Raw genomic sequence first — 20,595 nt, forward strand, 5'->3', positions numbered from 1 at the left:
TTTCCTCGTTTCAAAGTGTAATGATTCCGAATAAACAGTATGGTATAATAAATTATTACTGATTGCAAGGGAGATTTTCTTTATGGATAGCGAAAAACAAAACGAGTTAGTCACTATTTTCATCATCTCCGATTCTGCTGGAGAAACTGCTTCTAAGCTGGCACAAGCCTCGATGGCGCAGTATCCTACTGTAGAATTCTGTCTCTTCCGCCGTACCTTCGTGCACACGGAAGAATTATTGATGAAAGCCTTAAACGACGCCAAAGCCGAAAATGGCATGATCATCTATACATTGATTGATCCAAAATTATCGAAAATTGCAAAAGAGTTTTGTGAAAATGAGGACCTTTTCACGATGGACTTGTTGAATCCGGTCGTTAGTGAAATCGGACAACGCGCCCACATGGAGCCAACTGGAGAGCGTGGGGCATTACACCACTTAAATGAAAATTATTTCAAACGAATCAAAGCCATGGAATTTGCGGTTAAGTATGATGATGGAAAAGATCCACGTGGTTTCCTTGAGGCTGACGTAGTACTGCTTGGGGTTTCAAGAACCTCAAAAACGCCGCTTAGCCTATACTTAGCAAACAAAAATTTGAAGGTTGCGAACTTGCCATTGATCCCGCAAGCACATATTCCTAAACAGCTGTTTGAGATCGACCCGAAAAAAATCGTCGGATTGACCAATGATCCGGAAGTATTGATCGGTATCCGAAAAGAGCGGATGCGGGCATATGGATTGAATCCTGAAACTGCTTATTCCGATCGCGAAAAGATCCAAGCAGAGCTGAAATTTGCCAATGACCTGTATCAAAAGTTGGGCTGTGAGATCATTAATGTCGCAACACTTTCGATTGAAGAAACTGCGGCAATGATCATGAGTGCCTTGGATTTAGAAGACCATAGCTATTACTTTATGGAAGAAGAAAGCTGAGATCAAATCGATCTCAGCTTTCTTTCTTTTTGCAATTCCCTTATTCTTTCTAAGCGATAGGGTGTTATTTGATATACGTCATTCAACCAGTTGTGATAAAACAGATGAGCCTGCGCTCGCCAATAATTAAAGATCTTACCATCCTCGTAATAATTTGCAGGCTTCGCCGTGTCCAATCCTCTCTCATGATCACGCAGATATTCCTTTTCCAAGGTATCGGTCGCATATTCAAAATGCCCCATCAAAAAGACATCGTGCTCATCTTCTGAAATCAAAATAGCGGAACGCTCTGCCTCATCCTTCGCGATCACTTTGATTTTCGCCTCACGTACCTGTTCTTCATTGATGCCGGTATAACGTGACTGTGGCATCCAAAAGCGGTCATCAAAACCTCTGAACAAACGGAAGTGATGTTCGATATCCTGCTTGTAGATTCCAAATAATTTTTCCTTGAATGGAACCTTATCCACGCCAAAATGATAATAGAGTCCAGCTTGCGCGCCCCAGCAGATATGCACGACTGAGGTTACTGATGATTGGCTCCACTCCATAATCTCAACTAGTTCAGGCCAGTAATCCACTTCCTCGAACGCCATTTGCTCCACAGGTGCACCAGTAATGATCAATCCGTCATAACAGGTTTCCTTCACCTGAGAGAATTCTAAATAGAACTTATCCAAATGATTCTTGCTCGTGTGCTTATGTTCGTGGCTAGCTACTTTCAAAAAATCAACATCAATCTGCAACGGGCTTTGGCTGATCAGACGCAGCAGATGAATCTCTGTGTCGATTTTATTCGGCATCAAATTTAAAATCAACAGCTTCAGTGGACGAATGTCTTGATGCTCCGCTCTCGAGTTATCGATGGCGAAAATATCCTCTGATTCCAAAACTGACTTCGCTGGAAAATCAGGCTCTAAACGAATCGGCATGAGTTATCCCTCCAATTTGTCAAAGGCCTGTTGCAGGTCAGCAAGAATGTCCTTCACGTTTTCGATCCCGCAGGATATGCGGACCAGACCAGGTGAGATTCCCGCCTGACGCAGTTCTTCATCAGTCAATTGACGGTGTGTCGAAGTTGCCGGGTGCAACGCACAGGTACGAATATCCGCTACGTGGACTTCCAGTGAAACTAGTTCTAGTGCATCCAACCATTTTGCAGCCACTTCCTTACCCTCTGCAAATTCGACTGAAATAACGCCGCACAAGCCATTAGGTACATATTTTTGCGCCAAAGCGTAATCGGCATTACTTTCCAAACCAGGATAATTAACTTTTGCGATCGCTTTTTGTTCACTTAGGTATTTGGCCACTGTCATTGCATTCTCATAATGACGATCCATCCGAACGGGCAATGTCTCCATACCGAGATTAAGCAGAAATGAGTTTTGCGGTGAAGGCGTCGCACCTAGATCACGCATCAACTGGACTCGTGCCTTGGTAATATAAGCAGCCTGTCCAAATTTTTCAGTATAAACAATGCCGTGGTAGGTTTCATCAGGCTCCGAAAGCTGTGGGAATTTTCCATTATTCCAATTAAAGCTTCCTCCATCAACGATGACGCCACCTGTTTGCACTGCATGTCCATCCAGATACTTCGTCGTACTATGAATAACGATGTCGGCGCCAAATTCGAATGGGCGACAGAAATATGGCGTCGCAAAGGTATTATCAATTAGAAATGGAATATCCAATTCTTTTGCTACTGCGGCAAATTTTTCTTGGTCTAAGACCTTCACTGCTGGATTAGCGATCGTTTCCCCAAAAATCGCTTTCGTATTTGGTTTCGCCGCTTTCAACAATTCCTCTTTTGATGCATCTTGATCGACAAAGGTTACTTCAATACCCATTTTTCTCAGAGTATGCGCAAACAAATTGTAGGTTCCGCCATAAATATAGCTGGAAGAAATCAAATGATCGCCTGCCTCCAGGATGTTCAATACCGCGTAGAAAGTCGCTGCCTGACCTGATGAGGTACATAAGGCTCCCACACCGCCTTCAAGTGCAGCGATCTTCTCTTCCACCGCACCTGTCGTTGGATTCGCTAGCCGTGTATAAAAGTAACCTGCCGCCTCCAAGTCAAAAAGCTTTCCGATCTCATCAGTAGAGTCATAGGCATAAGTCGTACTTTGGACAATCGGCAATACCCGTGGACCTCCGTTTTCCGGTTCATAACCTGCATGTAAACATTTTGTTTCAAATTCCATGATCGTTCCTCCTAATATTTTTTTCAATATGGTAAATAGTCTATTGTCTCAGTATGATAAAAAAAGGACACTCCTGTCTTTTCATATCTGAAAGGACGGGAGTGCCGTGGTACCACCTTAGTTTAACAGCCTCTTACAAGACTGAACTTTTGTCGCATTGCTGCGAACTGCTGTAACGGGCATTCCCGTGTCGTAAGGACAATTGCTCCAAGGCCATCTTCCAACGAATCGCTGCTGCTTCTTCTCAATTACCGAAGCTCTCTGTCAAGTCCGATCAGTTGTACTCTTCTCTTCAACGCAATTAAAATATTTGCACGCCTTCTTTTTCAACAGAAAGCACATCAATCAATGCTTCATGATCATATGCTCTCATGGCTGTGACTAATTTTTCTGTATTTTCAGGTGGGCTCAACACTAAGACGGTCGGTCCAGCCCCACTTAAAAAGCTGCCATAGCCGCCATAAGCCCTGCAAAATTCACGAATCTTTTTCAGGTGGGGAACAAGATGCTGACGATGACTCTCATGCAAGATATCTTTTTCCATCATTTTGCCTGCTAATGGTAAGTTGCCATTTAAAACAGCTGCGATCATCACATTGCCAATCGAACTGGCCGTCACTGCATCGCGATAAGACAGTTCTTTCGGTAAAACAGCACGGCTTTCTGATGTCAGCAGCTCATGATTCGGAATAAAGGCAATCACGTCACAATCAGGAAACATATGCTTCACGAAGTTCACTTCATTGTTATTGTAGCTTGCCACGACAAAATCTCCGCAAATCGCTGGAGCCACATTATCAGGATGTCCTTCAATCTTGGTTGCATAATCTACTTTTTGCTGAGGCGTCATTCCTAAGCTGCCTAACCGATTGGCTAATTCGATCCCTGCTACGATGACGGAAGAACTACTTCCCAACCCGCGAGCAATCGGGATGTCTGATGTCATCGTCAGCTGGTGTGGCGTCAAGTTAGGAGCCAAATCTAGCGCTGTTTGAATCAATAGATTCTTTTCATCTGACGGAATATCACTGCCCAATTGATGCTTGATCTGCCATTTCTTGGTTTCCGGACCGATATCAATCGTCAAATACTGAGACAACGCGATCCCACACGAATCAAAGCCGGGGCCTAGGTTGGCGCTGGTTGCTGGGACGCGAATTTTCATAGGGAAGCCACTCCTTCACGTAAGTGTCGGCGCATATCCTCCAAATCACTCATCTTATTGATTTTAATATCTGTTTCGTTGATTGCTGTATCAGGATCCTTCAAGCCGTTACCGGTAAAGACAGTGACAACTGTTTCTCCTGGTTTGATCCGCCCATTCTTCACATGCTGAATCACGCCGGCTAAAGAAGCAGCCGAACCAGGCTCCACAAAGACTCCTTCTTGAGAAGCGACTTTGCGATAGGCGTTCAAAATTTCTTCATCTGTCACGGAATCGATATAGCCGTTAGATTCATCACGTGCTGCTTCCGCTAATTTCCAGCTTGCTGGGTTACCGATTCGAATAGCTGTTGCTACAGTTTCTGGTTGCTCAATTACTTTTCCTTGAACAATCGCTGCCGCACCTTCCGCTTCGAAGCCGTGCATCCGCGGTAATTCCGTTCCTTTTTTCTCATGCCATTCTTTGAAGCCCTTCCAGTAGGCCGAGATATTGCCAGCATTACCAACAGGAATCGCCAATACATCTGGCGCTTTTTCTAGTTGTTCACAGATTTCAAAAGCTGCTGTTTTTTGCCCTTCTAAACGATAAGGATTGACTGAGTTCACTAATGCAACTGCTTCAGTCTCTGCAATATCACGAACCGCTTTCAATGCTTCATCGAAGTTACCTGGGATTGAAATGATGTCCGCACCATAAGCAATCGCTTGCGCCAACTTGCCCATCGCAATCTTTCCATCAGGAATTACAACATAAGCCTTAATACCTGCGCGTGTTGCATAAGCAGCAGCAGCGGCACTTGTATTTCCAGTCGATGCACAAATAATCGCCTTTGCGCCGTCTTCTACAGCTTTTGCGACAGCCATTACCATCCCGCGGTCCTTAAATGAACCAGTTGGATTCAAGCCTTCATATTTTCCATAAAGTGTAATGCCCAATTCTTTTGATAAATTCTTCAAAGGAATCAATGGTGTGTTTCCTTCAGCCAATGCGATTTGTGGTGTCTTATCAGTGATTGGTAAATACTCTTTATATTGCTTTAATAGACCTTCGTACATGTTTATTCCCCCATAACTTTCATCAATGACAATAGTTGATAACTCGTTTTTTCCTTGATTTTCTCTTGGATCTGCATGATTTTCGTTTCGCTCGTTTCATGCGTGATCAGCACGACTCTGGCACTTTCACCATCGCCTTTTTCTTGGACGACCTGTTCAAATCCCACTTGCGTTTCAGTCATTATCTCAGCTAATTTTAAGAATTGACCAGGTTCATCCGGCATTTCTAGTGATAAGAAGTATTTGCTGATGTTTTCATCCGGCGAAGTGATTTTTGTCGGTTGCGTATACCCAGTAAAACGATGACCAACAGTATTTTTCTTCATCTTGTTAACAATCGTCATTAGATCCGCCACGATACTGGTCGCTGTTGGACGTGCGCCAGCTCCAGGACCATAATACATTGATTCACCAATCCCTGAGCTCTTAACAAAAACAGCGTTCATTTCATTATGGATCGAAGCAAGGGGATGCTCAGAAGGTACTAAGACTGGTCCAACTTCAACAGAGATCGTGTCGTCTTTTTTGATTGTTGAACCGATCAGCTTCACTGTATAGCCTAGTTGATCAGCGATCGTCACATCTTCCGCAGCCAATCCGCGAATTCCTTTGATCTTGACTTGGTCCATCGTGATAGACATCCCAAAAGCAAATTTACTCAAGATGACCATCTTGTATGCGGCATCGATCCCGTCCACATCATTGGTCGGATCACTTTCCGCAAAGCCTAGCTCTTGTGCTTCCTTCAATGTTTCATCATAAGTCCGATGTTCTTGGACCATTTTAGTCAACATATAGTTGGTCGTTCCATTGACAATCCCTAGGACTTCAGTGATATCGTCCGCCGCTAAACTATTGGCGATCGTCCGCAAGATCGGGATACCACCGGCAACACTCGCTTCATAATACAAGTTGCGTTGTTGCTCGCGTGCTAGATTAACCAATTCAGTACCATGTTGAGCCAACAGGTCCTTATTCGCAGTGACAACATTTTTGCCTGCCATCAAGGCTTCTTTGATGAAGGTTTTCGCTGGTTCGATCCGCCCCATTACTTCTACAACAATAGAGATTTCCGGATCATTTAAAATCGCGTCCAGCTCGGTAACTAACTCCAGACCATACTTTTCTGCGACTGCTTGTTTATCTTCCTGTGGCCGGATCAAGGCTTTCGTCACAACCAAGGGGCCGCCAATACTTTTTTCGATTTTATCTTTGTGATCTGCCAAAATTTCCAGGACACCGGTACCGACTACACCTAAACCTAATAGACCTACCTTGACTGCTTTTTCCATATTCCGCCTCCATTAAATTACATTCATATTAAAACTAATTTCATCGTATTCTAATAGTTAGCTATCAGTATAACAAAATTTCTGTAAAAAAAAAGAGCTTTTCCAAAAATTTTGGAAAAGCCCACTTTTATTGATGCGTGACGTGGCGAAAGGTTTGCTCTAAAACATCTAAGACATGCTGATCGTCTAAACTGTAAAGCATTGCCTTCCCATCACGACGCGCTTTAACCAAACGGTTGTCACGCAATAATTTTAATTGATGAGAAACAGCCGACTGCTCCATCGCCAGCGTATCACTGATCGACGAAACATTGCGCTCCCCTTCTTTTAGAAACATTAAAATTTTTAACCGTGTCGGATCACTCAAAATCTTGAAAAATTGACTGACCGCTTGAAATTCTTCGTGTTCCTTCATTTATAGCCCTCATTTACTCTATTCGGCAATTTTACGGATTGCTTCTTCGTAGGTTGCGATTTTTTCTGCAGCGGCATCATGAGAATCACCTTTTACACCGATGTAGAATTTGATTTTCGGTTCTGTTCCGGAAGGTCGAACCGCAATCCATGTTTCATCTGCTAACGTGTATTTTAAGACATCAGAAGCTGGCATTTCGATCGCTGTTTCATTTCCTTCAGCATCGATCGCTTTCGATGTTTTGAAGTCTTCAGTCAAACTAACCGCTACATCAGCGAATGCCTTTGGTGCTTCTTTACGCAGATTGCCCATGATAGTCTTGATTTGTTCCGCTCCTTTAGCCCCGCTCAAGGTCACTGAAATGGTTTTTTCAGCATAATAACCGTACTCTTCGAAGATATCTTGCAAACCATCATATAAAGTCTTGCCTTGTTTTTTGTAGTAAGCCGCAACTTCTGCTAACAAGACTAACGCTTGGATCGCATCTTTGTCACGTACAAAGGATTTAATCAAGTAGCCATAGCTTTCTTCAAAGCCGAACATGAAGGTTTGCGAATTGTCGTCTTCATATTGCTGGATCTTTTCAGCGATGAATTTGAAGCCGGTCAATACATCGACCATCTTCACATTATAGGCATCGGCGATCGTTGTCGCTAATTCGCTCGATACGATTGATTTCAGTACCACTGCATTGGCTGGCAATGTGCCTGCTTGTTTGTGAGCCTCTAAGATGTAGCGAATCATGATGGCACCGATTTGGTTCCCAGTCAATACTTCGTAACGTCCATCTGGCAAACGAACGGCCGCGCCAAGACGATCGGCATCTGGATCAGTTGCGATCAACAGATCGGCCCCTTCTTCTTCACCTAATTTGATTGCATATTCAAAAGCAGAGTGTTCTTCTGGATTTGGTGATTTTACTGTTGAAAAGTTTGGATCGGCAACAGCTTGTTCTGGTACTAAAATAAATTTTTCGAAGCCAGCTTGCTTCAAGGCTTTTTCGCCTAGCATTTTACCTGTTCCGTGCAATGGCGTATAAACTAGTTTCAGTTCTTTACCCATTTCGTTGATTAATTCTTGGTTGATCGTTACGGATTTGATTTCCTTCAAGTATTCAGAATCAACTTCTTCACCTATGATATTGATTAACGCGCTATTTTTAACTTCTTCATCTGATAACACTGGAACCTCTAACGGATTTTCTACATCACGAACGAATTTAGTCAATGCATCCGCATCTTCTGGTGGCATTTGCCCACCATCTTCTCCGTACACTTTGTAGCCATTATATTCTGCTGGATTGTGAGACGCCGTAATCATAATTCCTGTGAAGGCATTTTCAAAACGAACGGCAAAAGATAATTCCGGCGTTGGGCGTAAGCTTTCGAAAACGTAGGATGGAATATCATGCTTTGCTAATGTTTTCGCTGCTTCCATCGCAAATTCTGGTGACATATGGCGTGAGTCATACGCAATCGCCACTCCACGACGTTTTGTCTCAGGATCTTGCGTATCCATGAAACGAGCCAAACCTTCAGTTGCTTGACGAATGGTAAAAATGTTCATCCGATTGACACCAGGACCTAAGATACCACGCATACCTGCAGTTCCAAATTCTAGTGGTTTATAAAACGCATCTTTTTTCAACTCTGGATCTTTACCTAAGTCTTGTAATTCTTTACGCATTTTTTCATCTAATTTATCTGAATCAATCCATTGTTCATAAACTTGTTCCCAAGACATGAAACACACCTCTTTCAAAAATTTTCTTACCATTTAAGTATACCATTACTGTTATATTCAGCAAAGAAAACTTGTATTTTATCATGCTTGAAAAAAATATTTAACCTCATTTTGTGAAGGTGAATCTATTTTACCTAGAAAAAAAGAAGGCAAATGAAATCTGCCTTCGATAAACAATTAATTTTGTGCTTCGATATATTTATAAACTTGTTGACCTGCGATCCCGCCTTCACCGACTGCTGTTGTGATTTGACGTAGATCCTTCTCACGAGCATCTCCGATAGCGAAGACACCAGGGATTTTTGTTTTCATTTCGTGGTCTGTTTCGATCCAGCCGGCAGCATTTGTGATGCCGCTGTTTTTAAATGGTTCCGTCAATGGTTCCAAGCCAACATAGATAAAGGCGCCATCTGCTGGTTCCAAGTGAACATCGCCGGTTTTTACGTTACGGATTTGTGCGCCAGTCACGACCATTTCGTTCCCAACAATTTCTTCTACCACGCTGTCCCAGATAAATGAAATTTTTTCATTGGCAAATGCACGATCTTGAATGATCTTTTGTGCGCGCAATTCATCACGACGGTGAACGATCACGACTTCAGAAGCAAAACGTGTTAAATAGATGGCTTCCTCAACTGCTGAGTCGCCGCCACCAACAACGATTAAGCGTTTGTTGCGGAAAAAGGCACCGTCACACACCGCACAATAAGAGACACCGCGACCTGCGAATGATTCTTCACCTGGCACTCCTAGTTTGCGATGGACACAGCCTGTCGCAACGATGATCGTTTTGGCTTGATAGCTTTTATCTTCCGTGATAACTTCCTTGTAATCGCCATGATCCTTGATATCTTGCACGATTCCATACGCATTTTCCGTACCGAATTTTGTGACACCATCATACATTTTCATGGCAAGCTCTGGACCCATGATCGATTCAAACCCTGGATAGTTCTCAACTTCAGCTGTATTGTTCATTTGTCCGCCAGGTGCTCCGCGTTCAATCAAAAGCACTTTTAAGTTTGAGCGTGAAGCATATAAGGCTGCGGTCATCCCTGCTGGACCCGCACCGATAATTATTACATCATACATTCAGTCATTCCCCCATTCGGCTTTACTTTACATCCAAGATGATATTCTGTCGACAAATCTGCTTACTAATTGTAACCTTCTCATAAAACTGCGAGTCTTCTGAGCTGATCAGCTTTGCAAATGCACAGCTAACTCACTAATTCAGTTATAAGGAAATTCATTTTCCCAAAAACAGGGAAAATGAACGTGTTTTCGTACGCATATCTTTCTGCTAGACATCACACTTCAAACATTTCTTTCAATTACTAACAAACTTCGAGCTTTGATACTGCGAAAAGCAGAACAGGCAAAAAAGAAGGGCAATCATCCTGCGACGATTGTCCTTGTAAGATTATTGTTGGTTTTTCATTTGCTGCATCATTTGACGAACTTTTTTCTCTGAAGGTTTTTGCCCCATCGACATCATCATTTGACGTAACATATCCTCGTTGATTGGAGGATTCTTTTTGAAATAGTCTTGCATATATTTACGGGCTAAGAAGAAACCGCCGACAGCACCTAATAGTGCAGCGATTACTGCGATCAATACTACGATTCCAGTTGATACCATTTTCACCGCTCCTTTCCTGACACATTCTTATACATTTTACTAAAAGTTCCCCTAAAAGAAAAGCTGTTTTAAGAAACTTCAAATCCATACTAGGAATTTTTAGTTCAATCTTAAACTCATTTTTTTCTCGTATCAATAAATTATCGAGATCTTTGGAGATTCTGAATGCCTGAATTTGTGTAACTATCAAAAGATTTTCAATTAATATTAAATAAATGATGAAATATTGATGAGAATATGGTAAAATGCAAAACAATATCTTCCTCGCTGGTGGCTAAGTGAAGAGGTGCAATCATGAGAGACTTTTTAAGATCCGTCAACCGGATCGTGGTGAAGATCGGGACGAGTTCCTTGATCCACCCAAATGGCAAGATCAATTTTGATGGAATTGATCAACTAGCATTCGTATTAACTGACCTTCAAAATCAAGGCAAAGAAATAATATTGGTCTCATCTGGCGCGATTGGCGTTGGGATGGACAAGCTTCGAATACCTGAACGGCCGCAGGAAATTCCTGTGCAGCAGGCCGTTGCAGCAGTCGGTCAATCCGAACTGATGCATATCTACAATCAACGCTTTTTAGTTTACAGTCAACAGACCGCGCAGGTTTTATTGACGCGGGATGTGGTAGATTTTCCTGAAAGCCGCAAAAACGTAATCAATACATTGGAGCAGCTTATCTCGATGGGGATCGTTCCGATCATTAATGAAAACGATACAGTGGCAGTCGATGAAATGGACCACACACGTAAATTTGGGGACAATGACGAGTTATCCGCGATCGTCGCACAATTAATGGATGCAGATGTGCTGATCATGTTGAGCGACATTGATGGTTTCTATTCAGATAATCCCTCAACCAATAAACAAGCCATTCTCTACTCTACCGTCTCTACCATCAATCAAACCTTGATGGATCAGGCTGGCGGTGAAGGCAGTCGTTTCGGCACTGGTGGCATGGTCAGTAAATTGAAAGCAGCACGAAGAATCTTGGAAGCAAAAAGCGCGATGGTGTTAGCCAATGGGAAACCTCCCAGAATAATTTTTGATATTTTAGCTGGAGTTGAAGTCGGAACATTATTTAAGGAGGGAAAACATGGGTAATTTAATGAACACCTTAGGGCAGCAAAGTCAAGCAGCGGCACAACAGTTGGGACAGCTGGAGACGGCTCAAAAGAATGAATGTTTGCTCCAGATGGCTAAAGATTTAGAAAAGAATGCAGCAGACATCTTAACAGCCAACCAAAAAGATTTAGATCAAGCGAAGGAAAATGGCATTCCAGATCCAATGATTGACCGCTTACGTTTGACTGATGACAGGATCAAAGAGATGGCTGAAGGGATTCGTCAAGTGGCTGCTCTACCAGATCCAATCGGTGTAGTAGAAAAAATGTGGCGTACCGAAGATCATCTAATGGTTGGTCAGCAACGTGTTCCCTTAGGGGTGATCGGGATCATCTTTGAATCCCGTCCAAACGTAACCACTGACGCCGCTAGCCTGTGCTTTAAATCAGGCAACGCGGTCATCCTGCGAGGCGGCAAAGAAGCCTTCCATTCAAATCAAGCATTAGTCGAGCTAATGCAGCAGACACTGCAAAACTGTCAGCTGAATCCTGCGATGATTCAATTCGTCAGCGACACCTCCCATGATGTGGCAAACGAAATGATGCGCTTGAACGAATATCTGGATGTTCTGATTCCTCGCGGCGGTGCTGGCTTGATCAACCGGGTCAAAAACAGCGCGACCGTGCCAGTGATCGAAACAGGCACCGGAAACAACCACGTGTATGTTGATTCTGCTGCACAACTAGATATGGCGCTTGCTATCGTCAAGAATGCCAAGGTGCAACGCCCTTCTGTTTGCAACGCGATTGAAACACTATTAGTTCATGAAGACGTGGCAGCGGAGTTCTTACCGCTGGTTGAAAAAGAACTGACACCGCTAGTCACTTTACGAGGCGATGCTCAAGCGTTGAACTATTTAGAACAAGCAGAGTTGGCAACCGATGCGGATTGGACAACGGAATTTCTAGATTATATTCTGGCAATCAAAGTCGTTGCCTCCATTGACAAAGCGATTGAGCATATCAACCACTATAACTCCAAGCATTCCGAAGCAATCGTGACGGACAGCTATCATAACGGTCAAAAATTCTTAAAAGAAGTTGATGCGGCGGCGGTTTACATCAATGCCTCCACACGCTTTACCGACGGCTTTAAGTTCGGCTTTGGTGCGGAGATCGGAATCTCTACTCAGAAGCTGCACGCCCGCGGACCGATGGGCTTAGAGCATTTGACTTCAAGCAAATACATCATTTATGGTGATGGACAAATCAGAGAATAATGATAAAAGCACCTACTCGTCACATTGAGTAGGTGCTTTTATCATTATTGTGCCTGTATTTTCGCTAGTAGATCAGGGTCAAACTGCTGTGATCGCAGCATCGCGATCTCAAAGCCATAAGGCGGTTTAGTATTCTTTTTATCTTCTCCAACATATGGTGTTTCCAGGATCTTGGCTAGATCGGTCAATTTTTCATGATGCACGATATAATTCAGCGCGTCAAAGCCAATCGTTCCAAAACCAATATTCGCATGACGATCCTTGTGGGAACCCATCGGATTTTTCGAATCATTTACGTGAACCACTTTTAAACGATCCAAGCCAATCACGCGATCAAATTCTTCTAGTACACCATCGAAATCATCCTTCACATTATAACCTGCATCATTTGTGTGGCAGGTATCAAACGTGACCGAAAGCTTTTCATTCAACGTCACCCCATCAATGATATACGCCAGCTCTTCAAAGGTTTTGCCTAGCTCTGTTCCTTTTCCTGCCATTGTTTCCAAAGCGATTTGCGCGCGTTGATCTTTGGTCAGTACCTCATTCAATCCTTTGATGATTTGATCTAAACCAGCCTTTTCGCCTGCGCCAACGTGCGCTCCAGGATGCAAAGTAATCTGCATTGCCCCTAAAGCCTCTGCTCGCATGATTTCATCCCGTAAAAATTGAATAGCGAATGGAAACATCTCCGGCTTTTTCGTATTGCCCAGATTAATGATATACGGGGCATGCATGACGATATTCGACAGACCGTGCTCCTTCATGAATGCCTCTCCCGCAGGAATATTCATTTCATCAACCGGCTTGCGGCGGGTATTTTGCGGTGCGCCACTATAGATCATAAACGTTGATGCTTCATAGCTGGCTGCCTCCTGCGCTGCGCCCAGTAGCATTTCTTTTCCTTTCATACTTACATGAGAACCAATTAACATAAAAACCTCCAGATTTTTTATTTTATAGGAATAACAATAGACTCGTCATCAACGGCAAACTGATCAGAAAACTTAGAGACGAGGTAAACCCAACCACTTCCGCTCGCATTCCTGCAGCCACACTATTGATCACGCCAAATGTCGGAATCGGTCCGACTGAAACAAGACATAAAACGACTTTGATGATAGCCGGTAACGGCAGCAGCATGAATAGAACTGTCAGTAGTAATCCAGCCCCATACTTAATCGCTAAGACACGAGCCACTAAAGCTAGATCCTTTTTCGGTAAACGAAGCTCCAAAAACAAGCCAATCATGAACATCGATAAAAAGGTATTCGCATTTGCGATCGGCTGTGCCATCTGAAAGAACGCTTGTGGCAGATCAATCTGCAAGATTCGTAAAGACAGCATGATCAAATAGCAAAGAAACGGAACCGAACGAAACAAACGACTGAGAACCTTTTTAGCACCAGGACTTTCCATGTTGCTCCCGCTGATACCCTCGATCACTACATTTGACCCACCTGCCAGCATGACACTATTACCGATATCAAAAAAGGATAAGATCGGAATCGCTTGCGGCATGAAGCTTTGGACAAAGGGGATTGCAAAATTTCCAATATTATAGCCAGAAACACCATACATTAAGAACTCTCGCTCGACTCGTTCCTGCTTCTTTGATAACAAATGGCCAATAATGATCATCACGAAATTTAACAGTAATCCAGCTAAAATCAGCAACAGCAATTGATTCTTTACCACCAAGGATTGCAGATTCACAATGATCGCTGCCGGCAACGTGACATTGACAACGATTTTCGAGATCATCGAACCATCTGCCTTCATCAAAACGTTGAAGCGCTTCGTTAAATAGCCTATTACGATAATAACAAATAATCCCAACGAATTTAATAAAACTGCTCCCACACACTCACTCCTATATCGTATTAAGTGACTTGCCTATAGCTTGATTCTTTTTATCCTAATAGGTTGCTAAAAAAGAAACTAAGACTCATCTAATCTTTAAAACGCTTTCCATCACTACATAGAAAGAGGATTGCTCCAAAAAATGGTACAATCCCTTCCTTAGTTTTAACTAAAATTGTAAAACAAAATATTTCTTCTTGCCGCGACGAATAACGATGTACTCATCTGACAGCTTATCTTGATCACTTAATGTATAAGTTACATCCTGTACACGATCGCCATTGACGTAGATTGCTCCATTATTGATGTCTTCACGTGCTTGACGTTTGGATTTTTCAATCCCTGCTGTCAATAGGATTTCAACTAAATTCAAGTCATCTTCCGCTTGAACCTGGTAGCTTGGTACATTTTTGAATCCTTGTTTGATTTCATCAGCATTCAAGTTTTTCACATCACCGCTGAATAACGCCTCAGAAATATGGACTGCTTGATTATACGCTTCTTCACCATGAACCAAAACAGTCACTTCTTTAGCCAACGCTTTTTGGGCTGCTCTTTGCTCAGGTGCCGCAGTGAACTCTGCTTCGATTGCGGCAATCTCTTCTAAGCTTAGGAACGTGAAGTATTTCAAGAATTTAACGGCATCACGATCATCCGTGTTGATCCAGAATTGGTAAAATTCGTATGGTGAAGTTTTTTCGGCATCTAACCAAACAGCATTCCCCTCAGTTTTACCAAATTTTGTACCGTCTGCTTTTGTAATTAAAGGCATCGTCATACCAAACGCTTGCTTACCTTCTTCACGACGGATCAGTTCGATCCCTGAAGTGATATTGCCCCACTGATCGCTGCCGCCTAATTGTAAAAGACAGCCATAACGTTTATTTAATTCATAGAAATCGTAAGCCTGCAGCAATTGGTACGCAAATTCCGTGTAAGAAATCCCCGATTCGATTCGGCGTTTAACACTTTCCTTACTCATCATGTAATTGATCGTAAAGTTTTTACCGACATCACGTAAAAAGTCGATCAATTTCAGCTCACCCAACCACTCGTAGTTATTTGCGACGATCGCTGGATTTTCTTTGTTTTCGAAGTCAATAATCCCTGAAAGCTGATTCTTGATACTTTGCGACCAGCTTTGAACAGTATCTAACGTATTCAATTGACGTTCTGCATCCTTAAATGAAGGGTCTCCGATCATTCCAGTACCGCCGCCAACCAAAGCGATTGGCACGTGTCCGTTCTGTTGGAAACGACGCAACGTCAAAATCGGTAGTAAATGACCAATGTGCAGGCTATCTGCGGTCGGGTCAAAGCCGATATATAGTTTAACAGACTCTTCGTTTAATTGTTTTTCTAGGGCTGCTTCATCTGTTACTTGAAAAATTAAGCCACGGGCTTTTAGTTCTTGAAAAAAGTCTGAATGCATGTTTTATCCTCCTAATTATTCTTGATGCTCTAACAAAATGTTAGGCATATGCTCATTACGCATATCATTCCTAAATGATTTATACTTTCCCATATTAACCGAAAAAACACGGAAATAAAAGCCATTCATCAGATTTATTCCAAGTTCTAGCCCATTAGAATCGGACATATTCTAAAATGATCAGTCACAATATAATAATGCTTGTTTTGTTTTACTTAACAATTAGTTGAAGTTTTGATTACAAACATTGCATCCGCTTGTTAATAGAAGTAAAACTTTGCTATAATTCAACAGATAATTAAAATGTAGAATCTAATGAGGTGGACTTTTTGGCTCACAAGAAAAAAATAAATAAGCAATCGAAAAAGGGCAGCAAAAGCAAATCAAGAACTAGTCTTGGAGGGCCTTTTGCACTAAACGTCTCTTTACGAGTGATTAAGTCCTTATTGCTGGGCTTCATTGTCGTGCTCTTTTTAGGCGGCATGCTCGTCGTCGGGATCGGCGCTGGGTATTTTGCCCATCTTGTCGAAGGGACACCGACGCCGACAAAATCAGAAATGAAGCAAAAAGTCGGCGATATCGCGGAATCGTCAAAATTACTCTATTCAGATGATCGCGAAATTGCGACGATTCAAGCAGATCCAATTCGCGAAAAAATCAATTCTGATGAAATTTCTCCGTGGGTAAAAAAAGCTTTAGTAGCGACCGAGGATGAAAACTTTTATGAGCACCGAGGAGTTGTTCCAAAAGCTGTCGTACGTGCCTTATTAGGGGAAGTCGTTGGATTTGGTGCTGGTTCTGGTGGTTCAACCATAACGCAGCAATTGATTAAACAACAAGTATTGACCAATGAAACTTCCTTCAAGCGAAAAGCAAATGAGATCGTCTTATCTTTAGATTTAGAGAAATATCTAAGCAAAGATGAAATTTTAACTGCCTATTTGAATGTCTCTCCATTTGGCCGTAATAACAAAGGTCAGAATATTGCTGGTGTTGAAGAAGCAGCTATTGGCATTTTTGGTGTCCATGCAAAAGATTTAAATTTACCACAATCCGCATTTATCGCTGGATTGCCGCAAAGTCCTATATCTTATAGTCCCTATACCAACACGGGAGATTTGAAACAAGACTATTCACTGGGAATGGATCGAAAAGATGATGTGCTCTTCAATATGTACCGAGAACAAATGATTTCCAAGAAAGAATATGAAGATGCTAAAAATTACGATCTGGCAAAAGATTTCCAAGGACGTCAAGATGTAGAAGTTCAGCAACATGGCTTCCTATACTACACTGTTTATAATGAAGCAATCAGCATCGTAGCGAAGCAGCAGGCGAAGGAAGATGGCGTCAGCGATGCCGATTACAACAAAGAAGACGTCCGCAATCGCTACGTTGAACAAGCCAAAGTCAAAATGCAAAATCAAGGTTTGGTGGTTAAATCAACGATTGATAAAAATATTTATGATGCCATGCAACTAGGGGTCGCTGAATATGGTCAGTACTTAGATGATGGCTCTGGTGCTACAATCGAACCAGGTACAGTCATGATGGACAATAAAACCGGCCGCATCTATGGTTTCATCGGCAGTCGTGATTACAACACGAACCAAAACAATCATGCCTTTGATACAGCACGACAAGCTGGTTCATCGATCAAGCCAGTGTTAGTCTACGGACCAGCAATCGATCAAGGCTTATTAGGCAGTCAAACAAGAATCGCCGATTTCCCTATGAAGTATCAACATGGAAAAAATGCGGGCAAAGAATTGAAAAATGCAGAAAATGATGGATCGAAAACCTTCCAAACTGCTCGACAAGCCCTTGTCCAATCGACAAATATTACTGCCTACCATGTTTATCAGGATTTGCTGACAAATAAAGGCTCCGATCAATTTGCCTATGACAATTACTTGAAGAAAATGAATTATCCGACTTCAGACAACTGGGGAGTTGAATCCGCACCATTAGGAACCACAGAGGTATCGACTCTAACTGAAGTCAACGGTTTCCAAACGTTGGCTAATGGCGGTGTCTATCAGCAGGGCTACCTAATCGACTCAATTACAGACAGTACCGGAAAAGAAATTTATAAGCATGAGGAAGCACCCGTTCAAGTGTATTCGAAAGCAGCTGCATCCATCATGAACGACATGATGCGCAGTGTCATAAATGAACAGCATACCACCCCATTCAAATCTATTCTAAGCGGCGTAAATTATTCGCTAAGTACAGCGGACTGGGTTGGTAAAACCGGGACGACTGATAACTATACCGACAACTGGTTGATCGTCTCCACACCTACCATCACATTAGGTACCTGGACTGGTCGGGATGATAATAAACCGATGTTGGGTGATAATGCAGGAAATCGGACAGCGACTTACATGGCGTATCTGGCTGGTCGTATCTATCAAGTCAATCCAAGTGTCTTTGGAGAAGAGGAAAAATTTGAATTATCGGATGATGTCAAACAAATCAAGGTATCTGATTTCACCGGCTTGAAGCCTGGAAAAGTCAGCCATAATGGAACAAACTATCAAGTACCAAGCGGCGAAGCTACTTCCCTTTGGGCGAAAGACGGTCCGGCAGAAAATTCTTATGAATTTGGTATCGGCGGCACTGACGATGATTACAAGACATATTGGAACACCCGTAACAAACTAAATGCCAAAGAAAAAGAAGACAAAGAAGATGAAGATGCAAAGACAGATGACTAATCTTCTCAAGGCAAAAAGCTGAACGATCAGCTTTTTGCCTTTTTCTATATCTTTGCTATTTAACAAAGTAGCGTACTTCTGATGACCTACCTTGTAGCTGGTCCTGCTTTTTGGTATTCTAGCAAAAGAAATCATTTTGAAATGATGGAGGAAAAAACATGACATTTGAAGAAATTTTACCTGAGTTAAAAAAAGGAGCTAAGATTATCCGCGCAGGCTGGGGCGGTTTTGAATTATATGTGACCTTGGTTGAAGGAGAAGTTTTTGACGGTTCGCCAGTTACTCCCTATTTCTTGATCAAAACGGCAGATGAAGGCTTCTCAAGCTTTGCTCCGACAGTTTGCGATATCTTAGCCGAAGATTGGAAGATCGTTGAATGATGAGCTTCGATTTTTCGAATAAAATCGTTTTTGTCACAGGTGCAGCCTCCGGTATCGGTGCGGCTCAAGCCTCCACTTTCTTGGAATCCGGCGCACAGGTCTTCGCTTTTGATCAACAAACAGCGGGTCTACAAACATTAAAGGATAGTTTTCCCGATCGTTTTGAATTCTTGATTGGAGATGTTCGAGACAAAAAACGACTGCAATCTGCGATCAAAAAATGTCACGAAGTATTCGGCACAGTCGATATCCTGCTAAATACTGCTGGCGTATTGGATGACTACTTGCCGCTGGACCAAACAGACGAAGAGCTGTGGGAGCAAATTTACGAGATTAATGTTAGAAGTATGTTCACACTGACTAAATTATTACTACCTGAACTACTGGATAATCATGGAACAGTCATCAATATGGCTTCAATCGCAGGTCTGGTGGCAGGCGGTGGCGGCATCGCCTACACCACTAGCAAGCATGCGATCGTCGGATTTACTAAGCAACTCGCTTTGGATTACGCGGACAAAGGGCTCCATATCAATGCAATCGCACCTGGAGCGATTAGGACCCCGATGAATCAGGCTGACTTTATCGGTGATGGTCAGATGGCCAAATGGGTCGCTGAAGAAACACCTGTCAAACGCTGGGCAAAGCCTGAAGAAGTAGCCTATGCAACCCTGTTCTTAGCAAGTGCTGAGGCTCGTTATATGCAGGGAAATATTTTACCAATCGACGGCGGCTGGTTGCTAAAATAGCTTGCAATTATTTTAAAATCCTCTAAGATATAGGTTAGCGAGAAATTCGCACTGCGGCACTTCAATCCTTTGGTCGCAGTTATTAACGAGACGCTGTCTTGTAAAGGAGAATGATAAAATGCATCTTGAAAAAAGTACAGCACAACGCTGGACTACCACTGACACAGCCAAAATGGCTGTTGTGACAGGACTTTATGTCGCTGTTACGATCGTTCTATCCGTCATTAGTTTTGGCGCGATTCAATTCCGCCTTGCGGAAATGTTCAACTTCCTACCACTTTTCAACAAACGCTATACCATCGCAGTAACCCTAGGAGTAGCAATCGCAAACTTGGCTTCCCCACTTGGTATCGTCGATGTATTATTCGGCAGTATCTCCACACTGATTGTTTTGCTGATCTGTCATGGTGTTACTAAAAATATCACCAGTCTTAAGAAAAAAATGATCATCACCGCTTTGATTTTCGCCTTTTCGATGTTTACAGTCGCGGGTCAACTGACCTTCTTCTATCAAGCACCGTTTTTCTTCAATTGGCTGATCATCGGTTTAGGTGAATTACTTTCTATGTCATTAGGTGGCGTGCTGATTTACTTAGTGAATAAACGAGTCGATTTAACGAAATAAAACGCGCGAGCATTTTTGCTCACGCG

Annotated in this window: 19 protein-coding genes; 7 read left to right on the forward strand and 12 right to left on the reverse strand. The window is 42.6% G+C overall.

Annotation, left to right across the window (positions count from 1 at the left end):
- The first annotated feature begins 82 nt into the window (after window positions 1-82).
- The gene (locus tag AC4J95_RS02975; RefSeq protein WP_316404286.1) at window positions 83-937 is read left to right on the forward strand and encodes a pyruvate, water dikinase regulatory protein; all 855 of its coding nucleotides are present in this window, start codon (window positions 83-85) and stop codon (window positions 935-937) included.
- A 2-nt stretch (window positions 938-939) separates the two neighbouring features.
- Here AC4J95_RS02975 and AC4J95_RS02980 read toward each other — a convergent pair whose 3' ends face one another.
- From AC4J95_RS02980 to AC4J95_RS03020, 9 genes are all read right to left on the reverse strand, one after another.
- Window positions 940-1,869 carry a homoserine O-succinyltransferase gene (locus AC4J95_RS02980; RefSeq protein ID WP_494548547.1) on the reverse strand — a complete coding sequence of 310 codons (930 nt, stop codon included), beginning with the start codon at window positions 1,867-1,869 and terminating at the stop codon, window positions 940-942.
- Between the two features lie 3 nt (window positions 1,870-1,872).
- Entirely contained in the window at window positions 1,873-3,144 is a 1,272-nt protein-coding gene (locus AC4J95_RS02985; RefSeq protein ID WP_494548548.1) for an O-acetylhomoserine aminocarboxypropyltransferase/cysteine synthase family protein, read from the reverse strand.
- Between the two features lie 301 nt (window positions 3,145-3,445).
- Window positions 3,446-4,309, reverse strand: coding sequence for a homoserine kinase (gene thrB, locus AC4J95_RS02990; RefSeq protein WP_494548549.1), 864 nt, complete (start codon window positions 4,307-4,309; stop codon window positions 3,446-3,448).
- Window positions 4,306-5,364, reverse strand: coding sequence for a threonine synthase (gene thrC, locus AC4J95_RS02995; RefSeq protein WP_438786558.1), 1,059 nt, complete (start codon window positions 5,362-5,364; stop codon window positions 4,306-4,308). The genes thrB and thrC overlap by 4 nt, the downstream gene beginning before the upstream one ends.
- A gap of 2 nt (window positions 5,365-5,366) precedes the next feature.
- Window positions 5,367-6,656, reverse strand: coding sequence for a homoserine dehydrogenase (locus tag AC4J95_RS03000; protein WP_494548550.1), 1,290 nt, complete (start codon window positions 6,654-6,656; stop codon window positions 5,367-5,369).
- Between the two features lie 127 nt (window positions 6,657-6,783).
- Window positions 6,784-7,071, reverse strand: coding sequence for an ArsR/SmtB family transcription factor (locus AC4J95_RS03005; protein ID WP_316404278.1), 288 nt, complete (start codon window positions 7,069-7,071; stop codon window positions 6,784-6,786).
- A gap of 18 nt (window positions 7,072-7,089) precedes the next feature.
- A complete protein-coding gene (locus tag AC4J95_RS03010) occupies window positions 7,090-8,814 on the reverse strand; it encodes a phospho-sugar mutase (protein ID WP_494548551.1) in 1,725 nt (574 codons plus the stop codon).
- 177 nt (window positions 8,815-8,991) lie between these two features.
- Window positions 8,992-9,906, reverse strand: coding sequence for a thioredoxin-disulfide reductase (trxB, locus tag AC4J95_RS03015; RefSeq protein WP_494548552.1), 915 nt, complete (start codon window positions 9,904-9,906; stop codon window positions 8,992-8,994).
- A gap of 331 nt (window positions 9,907-10,237) precedes the next feature.
- Window positions 10,238-10,456: a YneF family protein gene (locus AC4J95_RS03020; protein WP_010740033.1), complete on the reverse strand. Its 219-nt coding sequence runs from the start codon at window positions 10,454-10,456 to the stop codon at window positions 10,238-10,240.
- A 294-nt stretch (window positions 10,457-10,750) separates the two neighbouring features.
- Between AC4J95_RS03020 and proB the strand changes: the two genes are divergently transcribed.
- Together proB and AC4J95_RS03030 are read left to right on the forward strand one after the other, a co-directional pair.
- Window positions 10,751-11,560 carry a glutamate 5-kinase gene (gene proB, locus AC4J95_RS03025; RefSeq protein WP_494548553.1) on the forward strand — a complete coding sequence of 270 codons (810 nt, stop codon included), beginning with the start codon at window positions 10,751-10,753 and terminating at the stop codon, window positions 11,558-11,560.
- On the forward strand, window positions 11,553-12,800 hold the full coding sequence (locus AC4J95_RS03030) for a glutamate-5-semialdehyde dehydrogenase (RefSeq protein WP_494548554.1): 1,248 nt from the start codon (window positions 11,553-11,555) through the stop codon (window positions 12,798-12,800). Before proB ends, AC4J95_RS03030 begins: the two co-directional genes overlap by 8 nt.
- A gap of 44 nt (window positions 12,801-12,844) precedes the next feature.
- Here AC4J95_RS03030 and AC4J95_RS03035 read toward each other — a convergent pair whose 3' ends face one another.
- The 3 genes from AC4J95_RS03035 to tyrS form a co-directional block, all read right to left on the reverse strand.
- A complete protein-coding gene (locus tag AC4J95_RS03035; protein ID WP_494548555.1) occupies window positions 12,845-13,735 on the reverse strand; it encodes a deoxyribonuclease IV in 891 nt (296 codons plus the stop codon).
- A gap of 22 nt (window positions 13,736-13,757) precedes the next feature.
- Window positions 13,758-14,663, reverse strand: coding sequence for an AEC family transporter (locus AC4J95_RS03040; RefSeq protein ID WP_494548556.1), 906 nt, complete (start codon window positions 14,661-14,663; stop codon window positions 13,758-13,760).
- A gap of 169 nt (window positions 14,664-14,832) precedes the next feature.
- Window positions 14,833-16,095 (reverse strand): tyrosine--tRNA ligase, encoded by a 1,263-nt coding sequence (tyrS, locus tag AC4J95_RS03045; protein ID WP_494548557.1) that lies wholly within the window; start codon window positions 16,093-16,095, stop codon window positions 14,833-14,835.
- 329 nt (window positions 16,096-16,424) lie between these two features.
- Between tyrS and AC4J95_RS03050 the strand changes: the two genes are divergently transcribed.
- The 4 genes from AC4J95_RS03050 to AC4J95_RS03065 all read left to right on the forward strand — a co-directional run bounded on the left by AC4J95_RS03050 (window position 16,425) and on the right by AC4J95_RS03065 (window position 20,569).
- The gene (locus AC4J95_RS03050; RefSeq protein WP_494548558.1) at window positions 16,425-18,815 is read left to right on the forward strand and encodes a transglycosylase domain-containing protein; all 2,391 of its coding nucleotides are present in this window, start codon (window positions 16,425-16,427) and stop codon (window positions 18,813-18,815) included.
- Between the two features lie 158 nt (window positions 18,816-18,973).
- Window positions 18,974-19,195: a DUF2829 domain-containing protein gene (locus tag AC4J95_RS03055; protein WP_316404264.1), complete on the forward strand. Its 222-nt coding sequence runs from the start codon at window positions 18,974-18,976 to the stop codon at window positions 19,193-19,195.
- On the forward strand, window positions 19,192-19,944 hold the full coding sequence (locus AC4J95_RS03060; protein WP_494548559.1) for a 3-oxoacyl-ACP reductase: 753 nt from the start codon (window positions 19,192-19,194) through the stop codon (window positions 19,942-19,944). The genes AC4J95_RS03055 and AC4J95_RS03060 overlap by 4 nt, the downstream gene beginning before the upstream one ends.
- 118 nt (window positions 19,945-20,062) lie before the next feature.
- A complete protein-coding gene (locus AC4J95_RS03065) occupies window positions 20,063-20,569 on the forward strand; it encodes a QueT transporter family protein (protein WP_494548560.1) in 507 nt (168 codons plus the stop codon).
- Window positions 20,570-20,595: the final 26 nt, after the last annotated feature.

The sequence above is a fragment of the Enterococcus sp. GPZ-007 genome, assembly GCF_059374735.1.